We start from the raw sequence: 16,952 nt of genomic DNA, 5'->3' as shown, positions 1-16,952 counted from the left end.
GTTCCATTAATGCCCCTATCTGGCATAACAATTTATAACCACTCAGGTAAAGATAAATGGTTATCATTTGCTAAACAATATTGATTATCATTTTTATTTGCAATAGCATTAGGCGTCTTTTATGAGCGCAGTTTATCGATTGATGGAATCAATAAGGTCGTCGCAGAGGAGAATAGGACTGGAATCCTCTTATAGAGACTTAGGGAAAATAAGAGACATAATAATCTGATTATAAAGTAATTATTTCCAAGAAATCCTATTTTAAGAGATGAAATCTATGGTAATGCCCACGAAAAAAACGCTAAAAAATAAAACAACCAAAAGTTACAATAATAAAGTACCGTTAATATTAACTTCTGTATTATTTTTATCTCCTCACGCCGTAATAGCCGATGAAACGGCTAATGAGAAAGACACCATCATAGTCACCGCATCAACACAGGGCGGCTCCAGCGGCTTTATCGAATCAGAAAGTTCTGCGGGCACGAAAAGCGCTACACCACTGATAAAAACACCTCAGGCGATTACGGTAGTGAACCGTACACAAATAGAGGCTCAGGGCGCGACAACAGTGGCTGACGCTCTGAATTATTCCAGTGGTGTAGTCACTAACTATCGTGGTTCTTCCAACCGTAGTGATGAAGTCATTACACGTGGTTTCCGTTATGCGCCCAAATTTCTTGATGGACTGAGCTATGGTTTAAACGGCCAAGGGGCTACGGCAGGTCAGATCGATCCTTGGTTTTTGGAGCGTGTGGAACTCGTTCATGGGCCAGCATCCGTGCTATACGGCCAAGTCAGCCCCGGTGGGTTGGTTAGCATGACCAGCAAAAGACCGACGGCACAACCTATTCATAAAGTGCAGATGAAAGCCGGTAATCAGCGTCTTGGTGAGTTTGCCTTTGATTTTGGTGGGGCAGTACATGACGACATTCCTCTTTTCTATCGCTTGAATGGAATTCTCAGTACTCAACAGCAATTCGTCAAAGACTATAAAAAGGAGCGTATTGCAATTGCTCCGGCGCTGACATGGATACCGAACAGTGACACGACCTTTACGTTGCTGACCAGTTATCAATACGATCCTAAAATGGGATTCCGTAACTTTTACCCTAAAGTCGGGACTGTCACGCCTATCCCCAATGTGGGCTATATGCCCTATGATATGAATCTCAGTGAGCCTTCTTTTAATCAGGCCAGACGGGAGCAAACTTCTATCGGCTATATTCTTGAGCACGATATTAATGATATTTTCTCTTTCCAACAAACCTTACGTTACTCAAGCTCGGATGAACGCACTAAATTGTTTGTTTATACAAAAGATGTTACCAGTTCCATCATTGGGCGTCGCCCACAACGTGAACACAATAAAGCGCAGGAATTTGGTATAGATAATCAACTGAAGGCTCTGTTTTCAACAGCTAACATTGAGCATAACATTATCAGTGGAATAGATTACAAGTGGGGAGACAGGCACAATAAAACATGGAATGATAAAAACCCGGGCAGGGAACCCCAATATCGTTTTGACTGGTCAAATCCCACTAGAAACGTTCACATTGATGAGAGAAACCTCTCACTGGACTCAAATGATAAAAAGAAACTTCATCAGTTAGGTGTCTATTTACAGGATCAACTCAATTGGGAAAACTGGAACTTAGTTCTTTCAGGGCGTTATGACTGGACTGAAGTCAAGCAACAAGATCTCATCAAGCACACATCAAAAAAACAGAATGACAGTGCCTTTACAGGACGGGCTGGTTTACTGTATGCCTTTGATAACGGTATTTCGCCTTATATCAGTTACAGCACTTCTTTTGAACCCAATCTGGATACAGGTGCACCAGGTACACCGGAATTCAAACCCACAATGGGTGAACAGACCGAAATAGGCATTAAATTCCAGCCTAAAGATCACGATACTCTGCTGACGCTTTCTCTGTTTGATATCACTCAGAAAAACGTGACAACCCGTGATCCAGTCACCCGCATTAGCGAGCAAATTGGCAAGATTGGTTCAAAAGGCGCGGAAGCCGAAATTCATTCTCAAATCACCCCAGAAATCAATCTGATGGCGTCGTATACCTATACCGATACCAAGACGAAAAGCGATAGAAACCCGGCTCGTGTCGGTAAAAGAGTGCCTGCGGTTCCTGAACATGCGGCTTCTGTATGGGGTAGCTATAGTTTCAAACAATCCGTACTGGAAGGACTTACGCTGGGTACTGGCGTGCGTTACCTCGGCACCACTTCCGGTGATTTTACAGAAAAATTCAATGTACCGTCCTACACTCTCTACGATCTGATGGCAAAATATGACCTTGGTGAAGCGTCACCTCAGTTAAAAGGTGCCAGCGTACAACTGAACGTGAATAATCTGACCGACAAACGTTATGTCTCTTCGTGCTCGAATGATGGAGCCTGCTTCTATGGCAGCGGTCGCAGCATTTTTGCCACTGTAGCGTATAGCTGGTAAGCGGAAATGCATTTATCTCAGGGGCATTGATAAAGCAATGCTGGCACAGGCTGCTTTTTACCTTACTGATGCCCCCTGAGAAATAACTTTTATACAACACAGGTGTAATACGTTTTTCTCATTAAAACCGTAATAGGCAGAAAAAACAAAATAACAGTCAATAAAATATAGGAAAAAAACCGTGCCTAATTTAGCAACTGAATTCCGCATATCCCAATTGCAGGATTTTTGTTGTGATGATTTTGTGTTCCTGTCATCTAATAAAAGTCTACATGCACACGGATGCTTCACCAAAATAACCACGCCAGTCGGTGATAATACAGATACTGACTGCCAATTACATCGCGATATACCTGAGCTTTTCCGTCAGGCTAAAAATAAAGGTATTGAAAACCCCATTATAGTGGGTGCTATTCCATTTGATAAACGCCAGCCTTCTGCTTTGTTTATTCCGGAGGATTACTCTTGGCTAAAGCGTGAGGCATTATCTTTTTCATCTACTGCTTCCAGCCCCAAATTACAGCAAATACATTCATTGCCGGATAAAGACGAATTCTGCCAGATGGTGACTCATGGTGTTGATGCAATTCATCATGGCTTGCTCGATAAAATTGTCCTTTCCCGCCTGCTGAACATCAAATTTGACCAACAGCCTGATGCTACGCAGTTATTTATGCGATTGAATCAACAAAACCCTTATAGCTATAACTTCCATGTTCCACTTGGCAACAGCACCCTTATCGGTGCCAGCCCAGAGTTACTGTTGTGTAAACAGGGGAATACCATTATCTCTCAACCTCTGGCGGGTTCTTCACGCAGAAGCAGCAACGTGATGCAAGACAATGAATTGCGCCAATCGCTATTGCGTTCAGCGAAAGATCAGCATGAACATCAATTAGTGATTACCGCAATGAGAAAAGCATTAGCTGAACGCTGTACTGAATTAGCTATTCCTGAGACGCCCTCGTTACTCAGCACTCCCTTGCTTTGGCATCTCGCGACAGAAATTCGTGGTGAATTAGCCGATAACCAAATAGATGCCCTCTCGATCGCTTGCTTGCTCCATCCAACCCCGGCACTGTGTGGTGCTCCCAGACAGCAGGCCGCGACGCTGATTTCTGAATTGGAACCGTTCAAGCGCGACTATTTTGGCGGTATTGTCGGTTGGTGTGATGCCAGGGGTAATGGCGAATGGGTCGTGACGATTCGCTGTGGTGAAGTGTTTGAAAACCATATTCGGCTCTTTGCAGGAGCAGGGGTTGTCGCCGACTCGAAACCCAGTGCCGAATGGCATGAAACAGATGTGAAATTTGGCACGATGCTACAGGCGCTGGGATTGTCTTATGATAAGGAACGTTGTTTATGAATATTGAATTCAATCACTGGCCTGAGAAATTAACGCAACACTATCGTCAACGTGGTTATTGGCTTGACTTGCCCTTGAGTGACATACTCAGTCGCCAAGTCGCGAATGAAAATATCGCCCTTATTGTTGGCAAACATCAGTATAGTTACCAGCAACTCAATTGTCTGGTCGATAATCTGGCGGCTGGCCTCAAGCATCGAGGGGTTCAGCACGGACAAACGGCGTTAGTCCAATTAGGTAATGTCGCAGAATTTTATATTACTTTTTTTGCTCTGCTGCGTTTGGGAGTCGTTCCCGTTAATGCGCTATTCAGCCATCAACGCAGCGAATTGTTGGCTTATGCTGATCAGATTACGCCCTCATTACTGATCGCTGACCGTAGCCATACACTATTTTCTGACGATACTTTTTTTCATGAGCTGCAACGACGTTACCCCACGCTGAAAAAAATCTTCCTGCGGGGTGATAACCATAGCCCAATCGATTTGGCTTTATTGCTTGATGAACAAGCACATGGCTTCACAGCTTCCTCTACGCCCGCGGATGAAGTTGCATTCTTCCAGCTTTCAGGTGGCAGCACGGGCACTCCCAAGCTGATTCCACGAACCCATAATGACTACTACTACAGTATCCGCGCCAGCGTTGAAATCTGTCATTTTAATCGCCATACGCGTTATTTATGTGCTCTGCCGGCTGCACATAATTACCCGATGAGTTCACCGGGAGCCTTAGGCGTTTTTTATGCAGGTGGTCAGGTCGTTCTGGCTAATGACCCCAGTGCATCAAGCTGTTTTCCCCTGATCCAGCAACACCAGATTAATGTGACTGCCTTAGTGCCTCCCGCAGTAAGCCTGTGGTTAGAAGCGATTAGCAGCACAGGAGACAACTCGCCCCTCAAAAGCCTGGAATTATTACAGGTTGGCGGTGCACGGTTGAGTGAATCATCAGCCAGAAGAATACCTTCCGAGCTTGGCTGCCGCTTACAGCAGGTATTTGGCATGGCAGAAGGGCTGGTGAACTACACACGGCTGGATGACGATGAACAAACAATTTCCACGACCCAAGGCCGCCCAATCAGCGCTGATGATGAAGTATGGATAGCGGATAAACAAGGCAACCCTCTGCCACATGGTGTCGCCGGCAGGCTAATGACCCGTGGCCCATATACTTTTCGTGGCTATTACCGAAGCCCTCAGCACAACGAACAGGTATTTGATGAAAACGGCTTTTATTGCTCTGGAGATATTGTTATTCAAACCAGAGAAGGCTATTTAAAAGTGGTGGGCAGAGAAAAAGATCAGATTAATCGTGGTGGAGAAAAAATTGCTGCGGAAGAGATTGAGAATATCCTATTACGTCATCCTCAGATGATTCATGCTGCCCTGATTGCTATCCCAGACTCACTGATGGGAGAAAAAAGTTGCGCCTATATTGTTACCCGTGAAGAGATAAAATCTGCCGTATTACGCCGTTTCTTACGTGAACAAGGCATCGCTGATTACAAACTGCCGGATCGATTTGAACGTGTCACTCACCTTCCCATGACGCCTGTCGGAAAAATTGATAAACAAAAATTACGTCAAATTACACAGCACACCCCATTTCAAGTCGGAGAAACCCAATGAGCATCCCCAAACTAAACGATTATCCTCTGCCTGCTACTCAGGAATTACCTGTCAATAAAGTGAATTGGGCATTTGATAGCAAACGGGCGGCTTTGCTCATCCATGACATGCAGAATTATTTTCTCAATTTTTGGCAACCTGATAGTCAGCTAGTGACGCAAATCATCGATAATATTGCCCGCCTGAAAATACAGTGCCAGAAACTTGGCATACCTGTTTTTTATACCGCGCAGCCCGACCACCAGAGCGATGCTGACCGGGGCTTACTTAATGATATGTGGGGGGCAGGGCTGAATAAACACCCTGAACAGCAAAGTATCACTGACGCATTAGCACCCGAAGGTGATGACACGTTATTAGTCAAGTGGCGCTATAGTGCTTTTCAACGTTCTGATTTGGAACAGTTACTGAAAAATAGCGAACGGGATCAATTAATTATCTGTGGTATTTATGCTCATATCGGCTGCATGACAACAGCCACTGATGCCTTTATGCGTGATATAAAACCTTTCTTCGTTGCAGACGCACTGGCAGATTTCAGCCGTGAAGAGCACATGATGTCTCTGCGTTATGTCGCAGGACGTAGTGGCCGTGTACTGACGACGGCAACATTGCTCAATGAAATGTCACCTTCTTCTCTAGGGGAGAATAAATGGGATCGGGAACACCTTCGTGCTGAAATTTTACCGTTATTAGATGATGACTGTGGCGACATTGATGATCATGAAAATTTACTTGATTATGGCCTCGATTCGGTACGAATTATGTCGTTGATAACACGCTGGAATAATCAAGGCCATCAGCTAGATTTCATCACGCTAGTTAAAACACCAACCTTATCGAACTGGCTTACGCTGTTGACTGATAAACAGGAGGTCAGATAATGAGCACTGTTTTTGATTTCAGTGGTAAAAATGTCTGGATCACGGGGGCTGGGCGTGGAATAGGTTATCAAATTGCCAGCCGTTTTAGCCAGGCTGGCGCTAATGTTACTGGGTTTGATGTGGCTTTTCCTGACGCTGAAATCCCTTTTACCTCTTATGTGTTGGATATTAGCGATCATCTGGCCGTCAGCCGCTGTTGCCGTGAGTTGCTGACACCCGAAACTCACTTGGACGTACTGGTTAATGGTGCTGGCATTTTGCGGACAGGCCACACAGAAACGTTGAGTTGGGAAGACTGGCAGCAATGCCTTAATGTTAACGCCGGCGGAGCTTTTAACTTCTTTCAGGCTGTAATCCCACAATTTCAACGGCAATGCAGTGGGAATATCGTTTCTATTTGTTCCAATGCGGCTCATGTTCCTCGCGTAGAAATGTCAGCTTACGGAGCGTCTAAAGCCGCGCTTCGCAGCCTTTGCCTGAGTGTTGGGCTTGAATTGGCACCCTATGGCGTTCGTTGTAATTTAGTTTCACCGGGTTCAACGGATACGCCGATGCTACAAGGCATGTGGCAGACACCGGCATCAAGACAGCATACTATTGATGGTTTTCCTGAAAAATTTAAGTTAGGCATTCCTCTGAAAAAAATTGCCTTACCGGATGAAATTGCTGACACAGTCCTGTTTCTTGCCTCTGATCTTGCCAGCCACATCACTTTGCAGGATATCGTCATTGATGGAGGCGCTACGCTAGGAGCCTGAGTACTAAAGCCCGCCTGCACCGTGAAATTGTCGGCGGGCATCAATAAGACAGATGTATAAGTGTTCTTAACTTTTACAATATGTAATTGCATAAGACTCTGATTATTCCCAGATAAATAATTTCTTTTTGGTAATTAAAGTTATTTAAAAAAGCTGATTTTTATAGATTTTTAGCGATTAATTATAAGATATGATTTCTAAATTGAAATCATATCTTGCCAGTGCTATAGTCGTACCATGTTTCTTTATATGGGATGAATGGCAGTGAATGAATCGCAGAATAAGGTAACTGAAATGCATATAGATCAGATGCGCCAATCTGATCGTGAAGGAGAATTAAATTTAAAACTTGTTCTCGTGTTGGGTATGCTTAGTGCGATAGCCGCACTTTCAACCGATATGTACCTGCCATTATTCCCCGCTATTTCACATGCATTAATTACAACTCCAGCAGGTGTTCAGTTAAGCCTGACTTCGTTTATGGCGGGTCTCGCTGTTGGTCAGCTAATTATAGGGCCTTGGTCAGATGTGATCGGGCGCCGAAACCTCCTATTGGGGGGTATGGTATTGCTCACTGTTGCTTCAATTGCTTGCTCGCTATCGACCAGTATTCAGGCGCTGATTGTGGGTCGTTTCTTTCAAGGGGCAGGAGGGGCGGCTGGCATTGTTCTAACGCGAGCTATCGTGTCAGATCTTAGTTTTGGAAATAAGGCAGCATACTATTTCAACCTCATTTTAGCGATACAAGGTGTTGCACCCATTGTCGCTCCGTTAATGGGAGGTGTAGCCGCATTTTTTCCTTGGCCTGTTGTATTTATCTTTATGGCAATCACTTCATTCATCTTGACTATTTTTGCTTTCATCTATGTGCCTGAAAGCCTGCCGGAAAAAAGGAATAGCCATGCGGGGGGTGATGGTTTTTTAAGTCAGTTTTTTAAGTTGTTTAAAAACCGGATTTATATCGGGTATACGTTAATCTTTGCTGCAACGTTTGGGATGCTATTTGCCTATATTTCATCTTCCCCCTTTATTTATCAGTCCATGTTTGGATTTACCCCGACGTTTTTCTCCATCATTTTCGCTATCAATGCTGGGATTATGATGCTGAGTAGCATTATGAGTGCGCGGTGGGTTGTGCGCGTTGGGGCAAAAAAACTTGTCATGATGGGGGTTGTGAGTTCGTTTAGTTTAGCCTGTATATTGCTAGGTGTTAATTACGTTGATTTTTATCAGTCTGAGCTGACCATTATAATTTTCATGTTGCTCATGTTTACGATGGCATTTGTGTTCGGGAATGCAGCAAGTTTGGCGTTGGCTGCTGTGCCGGAAGTTCGGGGGACGGGCTCGGCGGTTCTTGGCGCGTTTCAATTTGGGGTTGCTTCGTTGACAGCCTTCCTGGCCGGTCTTGGTCATTCAGTTTCTCTTTTCCCTGTTGCTACCGTGATGATGGGGTGTGGGGCGCTCAGTATTTTTTCCTTAATGTTAGTGCGCGCAAGGAAATGAATAGATGAGTGATCATATGCTAAACGCAATTGAGATCTATGGTGCAAGACAAAACAACCTCAAAGGAATCAATCTGAGTATACCCAAGAATGTGATAACGGTTATTACTGGGGTTTCAGGATCGGGGAAAAGCTCGCTTGTGTTTGGAATCATTGCCGCTGAGTCTCAAAGACAGCTCAATGATACTTTTCCACCTTATATTCGACACCGACTCCCTTCCTACGGACAGCCTGATGTCGATGCAATACATAATCTCACCACGGCTGTCATCATTGATCAAAAAAGAATTGGAGAGAATGTTAGGTCTACCGTCGGCACTGCTTCAGATATTTATACACTTCTGCGTTTGTTGTTTTCGCGAATAGGGACACCCTTTGTCGGTTATTCAAATATCTTTTCGTTTAATCATCCTTCAGGAATGTGTCCTAATTGCGAAGGTCTTGGCATCGCAAGCACTATTGATATCGGTAAATTGGTCAATGAAAACAAGTCAATTAACGAAGGAACTATCGAGTATTCGGCATTTGCTCCCGGTACGTGGCGTTGGCGTCGGTATGCACACTCAGGCTTGTTTGATAATGATAAGAAGATCTCTGACTACACCGCCAAGGAGCGAAAATTACTGCTTTATGGTGACAATATTACTCCGCCTAAACCCTTACTGGGTTGGCCTAAATCGGCTAAGTTTGAAGGAGTTATTCCTCGTTTCACTCGTAGTTATCTTGTGAAGGACAATAAAGAGTCTAAAAACGAGGAATTCCGCAATCTTGTTTCTATGAAGCCCTGTCCTACTTGTCATGGACAAAGACTTAATAAGCAAGTGCTCTCTTGTCGTATTAAAGGAAAAAGTATTGGCGATTGCGTTGATATGCCGATTGTAGCGCTTAAGCAGTTTATAAATACATTGAAGAATGAAGAGGTCACTCCTCTTATTGATGCTTTAAAGGATCGCTTAACTTCGATGGATTCGGTGGGTCTTGGGTACTTAAGCCTCAATCGCTCAACCACAACGTTGTCTGGTGGGGAGTCCCAACGTCTGAAAATGGTGCGTCATCTAGGTAGTAGTCTGATTGGTATGACTTATATCATTGATGAACCGAGCTCGGGTTTACATCCCGCAGATATCACTAAGCTAAACATATTGATTAAGCAATTACGTGACAAGGGGAATACCATTCTGATGGTCGAGCATGATCCCGATATGATAAACATTGCCGATCATATTATTGATTTAGGCCCTGGAGCTGGAGAAAATGGTGGAACGATCACTTATCAAGGTGACTTAAAAGGCTTACGTGCCTCAAACACGTTAACGGGGAAATTCCTATCGCAGGCTGCTCGCCTAAACTTGAAACCCAAGCTGCCCATTCGAGATATCAGAGTTGAAAATGCCACATTACATAATCTGAAAGGGATATCTTTAGATATTCCTATGGGCATTATGGTTGCCGTTAGTGGTGTAGCAGGGTCTGGTAAGAGTTCACTCATTATGGGAGAGGTGATACCAAAATGTGCTAATGCGGTAGTGATTGACCAAAAACCCATCCATACCTCTAAACGGTCGCACATCGCGTCGTGGAGTGGTGTTTTTAATACGATTCGTGAACGTTTCGCAGATACCAATAAAGTCAGTCAGTCGTGGTTTTCCCCTAATGCAAAAGGTGCCTGCCTTGAATGTAATGGTTTAGGAATCATTGAGACAGATTTAGCATTTATGGATTCGGTTTCTTTGCCATGCGAAGCATGTCATGGGCAGAAGTATAATGATCAAGCATTAAAATACCGCTACAAGAGTAAGACCATAATCGATGTCATGAATATGAGTATCTTTCAGGCTGTTGAGTTCTTTAAAGATGATGATCGCATACAACCCACTTTGAGCCATATACAAGAGGTTGGGTTGGGATACATGCGCTTAGGTGAATCCTTAGATCATCTCTCTGGCGGCGAGTGCCAAAGACTGAAGTTAGCATCCTACTTAAATAATAAGGGGGATGTGTATGTTTTTGATGAACCAACGACTGGCTTACACCCTTCAGATGTCATATTGCTCATTACATTATTTCGCCGTCTCGTTGAACAGGGTAATTCAGTCATTATTATCGAACATAATATTGAAGTGATTGCAGAAGCCGATTGGATTATTGATTTAGGGCTAGGGGCTGGTACTGATGGTGGTCAACTCATGTTCAGCGGTACACCTCAGTCCATGATAAATAACTGTAATTCCCTGACCGCAGAGTATTTACGTAAGCACTGCGAAATATAAGCAAGGTCGGCTGGGGTAGCCAACTAATTTGGCGGTAATCCCGCATACATATTATGTACGTATCATGGATTATTACGCTCTTATGTATTACCCCGGTGCAATCTTTATTTAGTTTCTATGTCCCTGCTATTTTTTCTTTTCTGAAGTCTCCGAGCGAGTTATATATCATCCAATGATAAATAGGGAATGCGTTGGTCGTTAAAAACGACTCGTTATGAAATTGTATCGACGCGACATTATCTGATTTCAGCGCGACGATTTCTTGATCTCCTAAACGTTCCAGGTAAACGAGTCGATTGTATTTTGGCGTGACCCAATGAGGAAGCTTGTGCATCCCAGCAAAGCTGTTATAGAACCCGACTTGATAGGTTGAGTGCTCTATCGTTACTTTGTACTGGGTGCCTTGACGGGTTTTAGGAAGGCGTTTTATCGGTAATCCGAACTCAGTACAAATAAGCTGGTGTCCTAAGCATGTGCCGATTAGAGGCAAGTTCTGTTTTAGTCGACCTGAGATCAGTGCACGCCCTACTACCATTTTGTCGTGCTCTTCATTGTTAGGATCGCCTGGGCCTGGGCCCATAAATAATATGTCTGTCTTTCCATCTTCCATCAAGAGTGGTAAGCGACTGATAGATTTATGCCACGGAATAATTGTTACATCATGCCCGATACTTCTTAATTGGTATGCAATCATTTCAGTAAATGTATCTTCCATGTCAATGAGCGTTATGCTTGGCAGGGTAGAGTCTACGGTATTTACCCTGTCAACATTCCCCAGCCAAAATGAAGAAACTTCCCTGTTACGCTGTTGTAATGTGGTCGTAATGCTGCGTATAACGTGCTCAGGTAATTGAAGCGTTGATTTTGATTTTTTAGTTTGTGTTTCTTCAAATAAGGAACCCATTAACACACTTAATTTTGCTTTAGTTTCTTCTGCTTCATTTTGGGGATTAGAGTCTCGAACGATCGTGGCGCCTGCTGTAAGCCGGAAATGGCCGTCTTTAGTAATGTCCGCAGCGCGAATAAGAATGGCAGCATCAAGGTAACGCAGGTTATCTTTAGTTCCAATTAGGCCAATGACACCACTATAGTAACCTCTACCTCGTTTTTCTCGGCGTTTTATCACCTGCGCAGCATTTTCCACTGGGCTACCCGTTACTGTCGGGGCGAAGAGGGATTGCTGCAAGATATATTGCAGAGAGCGCGAAGAGGTTCCATCAATGAAATACTCTGTATGGGCAACGCGAGACATCATCTTTAATTGTGGGCCTGTGACTGTGATATCACTGTCGCATATGCAGCTCATCATTTTTAGCTCTTCATCAACGACCATAAACAGTTCGTTACGTTCTTTATTATCATTAACGAAACGATATAAGGCGTGTGCTATATTCTTTTCAGGGTATTTTAGAGTACCGCTAATTGGGTTCATAGAAACTCGATCCCCATCTACCTGAATATGTTGTTCTGGACTACTACCGATAAAGAAACGATCACCAGTGTAAACAATCCAAGTCCAGTATGAGCCTCGCTCAGACATCAATAAGCGATTAAACAATCTGAGTGCATGCTGTAATGAAAAATTGGTGATATCTCCTTCCATGCTTCTGGACATGACAAAGTTGCTGCCTTCGCCTGCATTAATCTCGTCATTGATTATGTCTTTTACTAACTGGTTGTAAGATTCATCACTGAGGTCAAAGTGGATATTAACGGCCGTCAGAGGAGTGTCACTTTCAATAATTCCCCAATCATTGACGTTATGACGTGTTTGCTTAACAACGTTTATGACGATGACGGGTTCATTGTCGTCATGACACACGAACCCTTTTTCAGCTATTTGGTTAAAAGGGAGAATTATCAATTGTGAAGCAATCAGATTTTTATTAGATGAATAGTCAGGTTTTATAGGATCTAACGAAAGTAATGAGAGGGAATGTGTGTAAGTTACCTCTCCCTCAAGTAGTAAAAAAGATCTTTTAGAATCGGATAGTGGGCGATAAATACATGCAAAAGGCTTATTTGATTCCACTAAACGGCTAAAGAGATCCTTCGATTCCTTTGGTTGTGGTAATGCTGATTGAGGCAACATGATTCCCTCCTAATTCACGAATGTATCATTCGCCTAAGTTGGCTATAACCTGTTCTGTTGGTTGTACGACAGCGCATATTTCTGCTGCCATGTTCAATGCGAGATGATGCTTTTGTTCAGAAAAATCAGCCACGGCATCAGATACGAAGAATGTCTCTATGTCGTTTGAATAAGCTTCAATTGCAGTTGTTAGGCAGCCGATATGTGCATAAACTCCGCAAATGATTAGTTGATTACGCTTTAGATCTCGCAAATTCTGATGTAAATCAGAGTTAAAAAATGCACTATAACGCCACTTCGTAAGGACTGTTTCCCCTTCAGTTGGGGCGAGTGGGGGAATGATTTGTTTGTGTTCTTCTGTTGCTTTCATACCGGCACCCCAAATACTTTTTAGCAGCCCTCGTTGTTCGGTTGTCATACTGCCCGGTTGAGCAGTGTAAAAAACTGGGATCCCAAGTTTTCTGGCAAGGCGTAGTAATCTGTATGTGTTTTCGATAACAGGAGCAATTGGGCTTTTATTGGCTTCAAAGAAGTCGACAAAGTAGTTTTGCATATCATGGATGAGCAAAGCAGCTCGCTCGCGATCCAGAATCCAATCTGCTGCTGATTTTGGTAAGTTCGAGCCTTTTGGCAATGGGTACGGTGAAATCTTGTCCATAACGAAATCTCTTATTAGCGATTAACAGTTACCTAAGGCGGCACCACCGTCTACGAGCAACGTAGATAAGGTAGTTTGGCCGGACTCTTCAGATAGATAAAAACAGACTGCTGCTGCAATTTCTTCGGGCGTGGCAATTTTGCGTAATGGGATTCCGATGCGGAATTGTTCTGGATTGCCTTTTAATGTATGGTTTTTATCGTTTTCGTTTTGCCACATATCACGAAGCATTGGGGTGTCAGTGGAACCCGGAGAAACGACATTGCAGCGAACGCCATAAGGTGCGACTTCTAAGCCTAAAGCGTAAGTAAATGCTTGAGCCGCTGCTTTAGATGCACAGTAGGCAGACATTGTTGCGCGAGGGACACGGGATGCATTTGAAGCGATGGTAACAATACTGCCTTTTTTCTGCTCTACCATATGCTTGGCAGCTGCTTTGCTTACGTTAAATACGCCAGTGGTATTGACAGAGAATGTACGATTCCATGCGTCAATATCTGTATCTTCAACGGTTCCATGATGTAGTATACCTGCACCATTTACCAAGTAACCAATTGCGCCCAGTTGGTTCGTGATAGCAAGAAAGACTTCTTCGATTTGTTGTGTATCGGCTACATTCGCAGGAAATGCGACAATCGGTTGAGAGTACTTTTTGTTTAGCTTACCTACCAAAACCTGAAGTGCCTCAGCTTTATTATCAACTAATGCTAATGTTATTCCTTGAGCTGCAAGTTTATCAGCTGTAGCTTCACCAATGCCTCCGCATGCACCAGTGATGATTGCGATATAGTTTTTGTCGAAAGTCATAATTTTTCCTGATTATCTTTCCAATGTTTAATAAGTGCTTGTGTTCTGTTTAGACGAGGGTCACATACTATCTTTGATAATTCGTGTTCTTCAGGGTAAAAGCCGCAACCAAAACACTCTGCAATGTCTTCAGCAGTCGTTTCTAAATAAATGGCTGCGCAACAAGCATTACGTTCAGCTAACTGGAACTGAAAACTTGTGATCTCGTTTTCCATTTCTGCAAGATCTTGATGTTTATTACCACTCGTTGTCTTTGTGGTATTTCCATGCGTAGGGTCACATATCCAAAGTATGGGAATTTCAATTTCTAAAACGGCATCTATTAGTACTGCTGATTTAGAAATTTCTTTATGACAAAACCGTGTGATAAACGTGAGCCGTCCGGGTACAACATTTTATAAAAATATTAATTTATCCTAGATGGATACATAAATTATCACACACCTTTAGATTCCATATGTCAATTATTAAAAATATAAAAACAAAAAAATTATTTTAACTTATTGATTTTATATGAATAATAAATGTTAGGTTTGAGTTTTTTAAAAAAGTGATTTTATTTTGGAAATCATTTGACTGGTTTCAGGAATGCATTGTAGACTTCGAAGCGTTGAATTTTTTTAAGAAAGAGTAAGATATTAGGCTATATTTAATAATATTTTAATTTGTTTATTATTTTTATTTGTCATTATATCAATTCGTTATTTTCAGGGCTTCAATTTATATTGAATGCTCGGAGGTGGTTTCACATGCCTAAATATGAGGGAGAGCTAAAGGCTATACCGGATGCTCTGTTTGAGGTGGTAAGTAAATATTCAAATAAAATAGCACTGGTATTTGAATCAGAAACTCTTTCCTATAGAGAACTATGGGAAAAATCAGCTAAATTAGCATTTGTTCTCCAAAAAACTGGAGTAAAGAAGGGGAACAAAGTAGCAATTAAACTAACAAGGAATATTGAGTTGTATTTGATATTGCTCGCTGTTATTCGGGTGGGGGCGATTATTGTTCCAATTAATAATGTAAGCCCAAAGCAATACGTTGAAGAAAGCATTGAGGTTGCCAATGTGAGTTTTCTGATTAGCAATGATAGCAGCCTCGTTTACAAGGGATCTTACCAACCAATCTCAGTAGAAGATCTTTTTTTTGAAGCAAAATTTTTAAATTTCGTACCGATCGAATTTCAGTCTTTGTTGTCATCAGATCCGGTCATGATATTGATGACTTCAGGATCTACGGGCAAACCGAAAAGTGTGGTAATACGGCATTGTGGTTTGGCTCGATTATCTATTCCCATTGATCAACTCAGTAATACTGCTGATGATCGATACTTACAGCTTGCCGAACCTTCATTTGCTGCGTGTGCCAACGAGATATGGATGAGTCTTCTTACGGGCGCTACTCTTGTTGTATATCCTTCTAGTATCCCAGATTTAATTGAACTAGGTAGCATTATTCACAGTCAACAGGTCTCTATTCTTTTTCTTTCCGGTGGTTTGTTCAGGCTACTGATCGAAGTCAGCCCCGATACATTGCATATGCCAAATAGCGTTATTGTTTCCGGTGATTTCGTTAGCCCGAGATTGTTTACGACAGCGGCCAAGGCGGGGTTAACGAAAATATTTAATGGAATGGGGTGTACTGAAAATTCGGCTATTTCATCAGTCCATCTTGTTTCACCACACGATACCTTTGATGATGGCCTGCCTGTCCCAATTGGTACTCCGTTGCCGCTAGTCGATATGATTGTGCTCGATGAACATCAACAAAAATGCGAGCCTAATATGCCGGGTGAACTTTGTATTGGTGGTGCGGGGCTTGCCGAAGGCTACTTAGATCCGAAGTTAACAAGCGACCGTTTCATTGTTGTCAGTGTTGACGGTCAACTTCAACGCTATTATCGAACCGACGACCGTGCCAAATGTGATGAATTTGGGAATTTTACGCTGCTGGGGCGTGGTAGCCACATCTGTAAAATCCGTGGTTTTAGAGTTGAGCTTACTGGCATAGAGCATGTGCTTCGAGAACACCCTCAAATAGAAGATGTCATTGTCGTAATAGAGGAAACATCTAATGAACCTCGGCTACACGCCTGCTATCTGAGCAAAGTAGATTCTGTAGATAATGGAGACCTTCGTAATTTTTTGAGCTCAAGATTACCGTCATACATGGTACCAGAGCGATTCACTCAATATGAAACCCTGCCAATGACGAAGAATGGCAAGCGTGATCGCATACAAATGGCTCAGTGTTTAGCAAATGAGAATATTTAAAAATGGAAAATAACATACAAGCAAAGATTCTTACCATCTGGGAAGAGGTTATAGGTAGCAGTAACGTGGAACCATCAGATTTGTTTTTGGCGCAAGGTGCGAATTCGCTGCATTTAATTAAATTGGCGTCACTGGTTAGTAAAGAACTCAATATTCATGTTTCGTCTGTGGATGTATTCACTGCTGGTAGTGTTCAAAAGCTAGCAGATCAGCTTGCCAATAAGCAAGGACGGTAAGGCGT

At 42.9% G+C, this 16,952-nt stretch carries 12 protein-coding genes and 1 pseudogene; 9 read left to right on the top strand and 4 right to left on the bottom strand.

From position 1 onward, the window contains the following. Window positions 1-277: 277 nt before the first annotated feature. From PSI22_RS10315 to PSI22_RS10285, 7 genes are all read left to right on the top strand, one after another. A complete protein-coding gene (locus tag PSI22_RS10315; RefSeq protein ID WP_273579670.1) occupies window positions 278-2,476 on the top strand; it encodes a TonB-dependent siderophore receptor in 2,199 nt (732 codons plus the stop codon). Window positions 2,477-2,657: 181 nt separating this feature from the next. Beyond that, the gene (locus PSI22_RS10310) at window positions 2,658-3,842 is read left to right on the top strand and encodes an isochorismate synthase (RefSeq protein ID WP_273579669.1); all 1,185 of its coding nucleotides are present in this window, start codon (window positions 2,658-2,660) and stop codon (window positions 3,840-3,842) included. Continuing rightward, window positions 3,839-5,467 (top strand): (2,3-dihydroxybenzoyl)adenylate synthase, encoded by a 1,629-nt coding sequence (locus PSI22_RS10305; RefSeq protein ID WP_273579668.1) that lies wholly within the window; start codon window positions 3,839-3,841, stop codon window positions 5,465-5,467. Before PSI22_RS10310 ends, PSI22_RS10305 begins: the two co-directional genes overlap by 4 nt. After that, the gene (locus PSI22_RS10300; RefSeq protein ID WP_273579667.1) at window positions 5,464-6,351 is read left to right on the top strand and encodes an isochorismatase family protein; all 888 of its coding nucleotides are present in this window, start codon (window positions 5,464-5,466) and stop codon (window positions 6,349-6,351) included. Before PSI22_RS10305 ends, PSI22_RS10300 begins: the two co-directional genes overlap by 4 nt. Further along, complete coding sequence (gene dhbA / locus PSI22_RS10295) at window positions 6,351-7,109, top strand: 2,3-dihydro-2,3-dihydroxybenzoate dehydrogenase (protein ID WP_273579666.1); 759 nt, start codon at window positions 6,351-6,353, stop codon at window positions 7,107-7,109. The genes PSI22_RS10300 and dhbA overlap by 1 nt, the downstream gene beginning before the upstream one ends. 258 nt (window positions 7,110-7,367) lie before the next feature. Continuing rightward, a complete protein-coding gene (locus PSI22_RS10290) occupies window positions 7,368-8,612 on the top strand; it encodes a multidrug effflux MFS transporter (RefSeq protein WP_273579665.1) in 1,245 nt (414 codons plus the stop codon). A 4-nt stretch (window positions 8,613-8,616) separates the two neighbouring features. Then, window positions 8,617-10,881, top strand: coding sequence for an ATP-binding cassette domain-containing protein (locus PSI22_RS10285; RefSeq protein ID WP_273579664.1), 2,265 nt, complete (start codon window positions 8,617-8,619; stop codon window positions 10,879-10,881). 115 nt (window positions 10,882-10,996) lie between these two features. Here the strand turns inward: PSI22_RS10285 and PSI22_RS10280 are convergent, their stop codons facing one another. The 4 genes and pseudogenes from PSI22_RS10280 to PSI22_RS10265 form a co-directional block, all read right to left on the bottom strand. After that, window positions 10,997-12,973: a chorismate-binding protein gene (locus PSI22_RS10280; RefSeq protein WP_273579663.1), complete on the bottom strand. Its 1,977-nt coding sequence runs from the start codon at window positions 12,971-12,973 to the stop codon at window positions 10,997-10,999. A 25-nt stretch (window positions 12,974-12,998) separates the two neighbouring features. After that, window positions 12,999-13,631 carry an isochorismatase family protein gene (locus tag PSI22_RS10275; protein WP_273579662.1) on the bottom strand — a complete coding sequence of 211 codons (633 nt, stop codon included), beginning with the start codon at window positions 13,629-13,631 and terminating at the stop codon, window positions 12,999-13,001. 21 nt (window positions 13,632-13,652) lie between these two features. Then, entirely contained in the window at window positions 13,653-14,438 is a 786-nt protein-coding gene (locus PSI22_RS10270; protein ID WP_273579661.1) for a 2,3-dihydro-2,3-dihydroxybenzoate dehydrogenase, read from the bottom strand. Beyond that, a pseudogene (locus tag PSI22_RS10265) lies at window positions 14,435-14,815 on the bottom strand (3-deoxy-7-phosphoheptulonate synthase); the annotation flags it as partial. The gene PSI22_RS10270 and the pseudogene PSI22_RS10265, both read right to left, overlap by 4 nt. A gap of 372 nt (window positions 14,816-15,187) precedes the next feature. Between PSI22_RS10265 and PSI22_RS10260 the strand changes: the two are divergent. Together PSI22_RS10260 and PSI22_RS10255 are read left to right on the top strand one after the other, a co-directional pair. Then, window positions 15,188-16,711, top strand: coding sequence for an amino acid adenylation domain-containing protein (locus PSI22_RS10260; protein ID WP_273579660.1), 1,524 nt, complete (start codon window positions 15,188-15,190; stop codon window positions 16,709-16,711). Between the two features lie 2 nt (window positions 16,712-16,713). Beyond that, entirely contained in the window at window positions 16,714-16,947 is a 234-nt protein-coding gene (locus PSI22_RS10255; RefSeq protein ID WP_273579659.1) for an acyl carrier protein, read from the top strand. Window positions 16,948-16,952 lie beyond the last annotated feature (5 nt).

Source organism: Xenorhabdus aichiensis (assembly GCF_028598775.1).
Classification (GTDB): domain Bacteria; phylum Pseudomonadota; class Gammaproteobacteria; order Enterobacterales; family Enterobacteriaceae; genus Xenorhabdus; species Xenorhabdus bovienii.
Note: the sequence above shows the minus strand (reverse complement) of the source record. Positions and strands in the feature narration are given on the sequence as shown.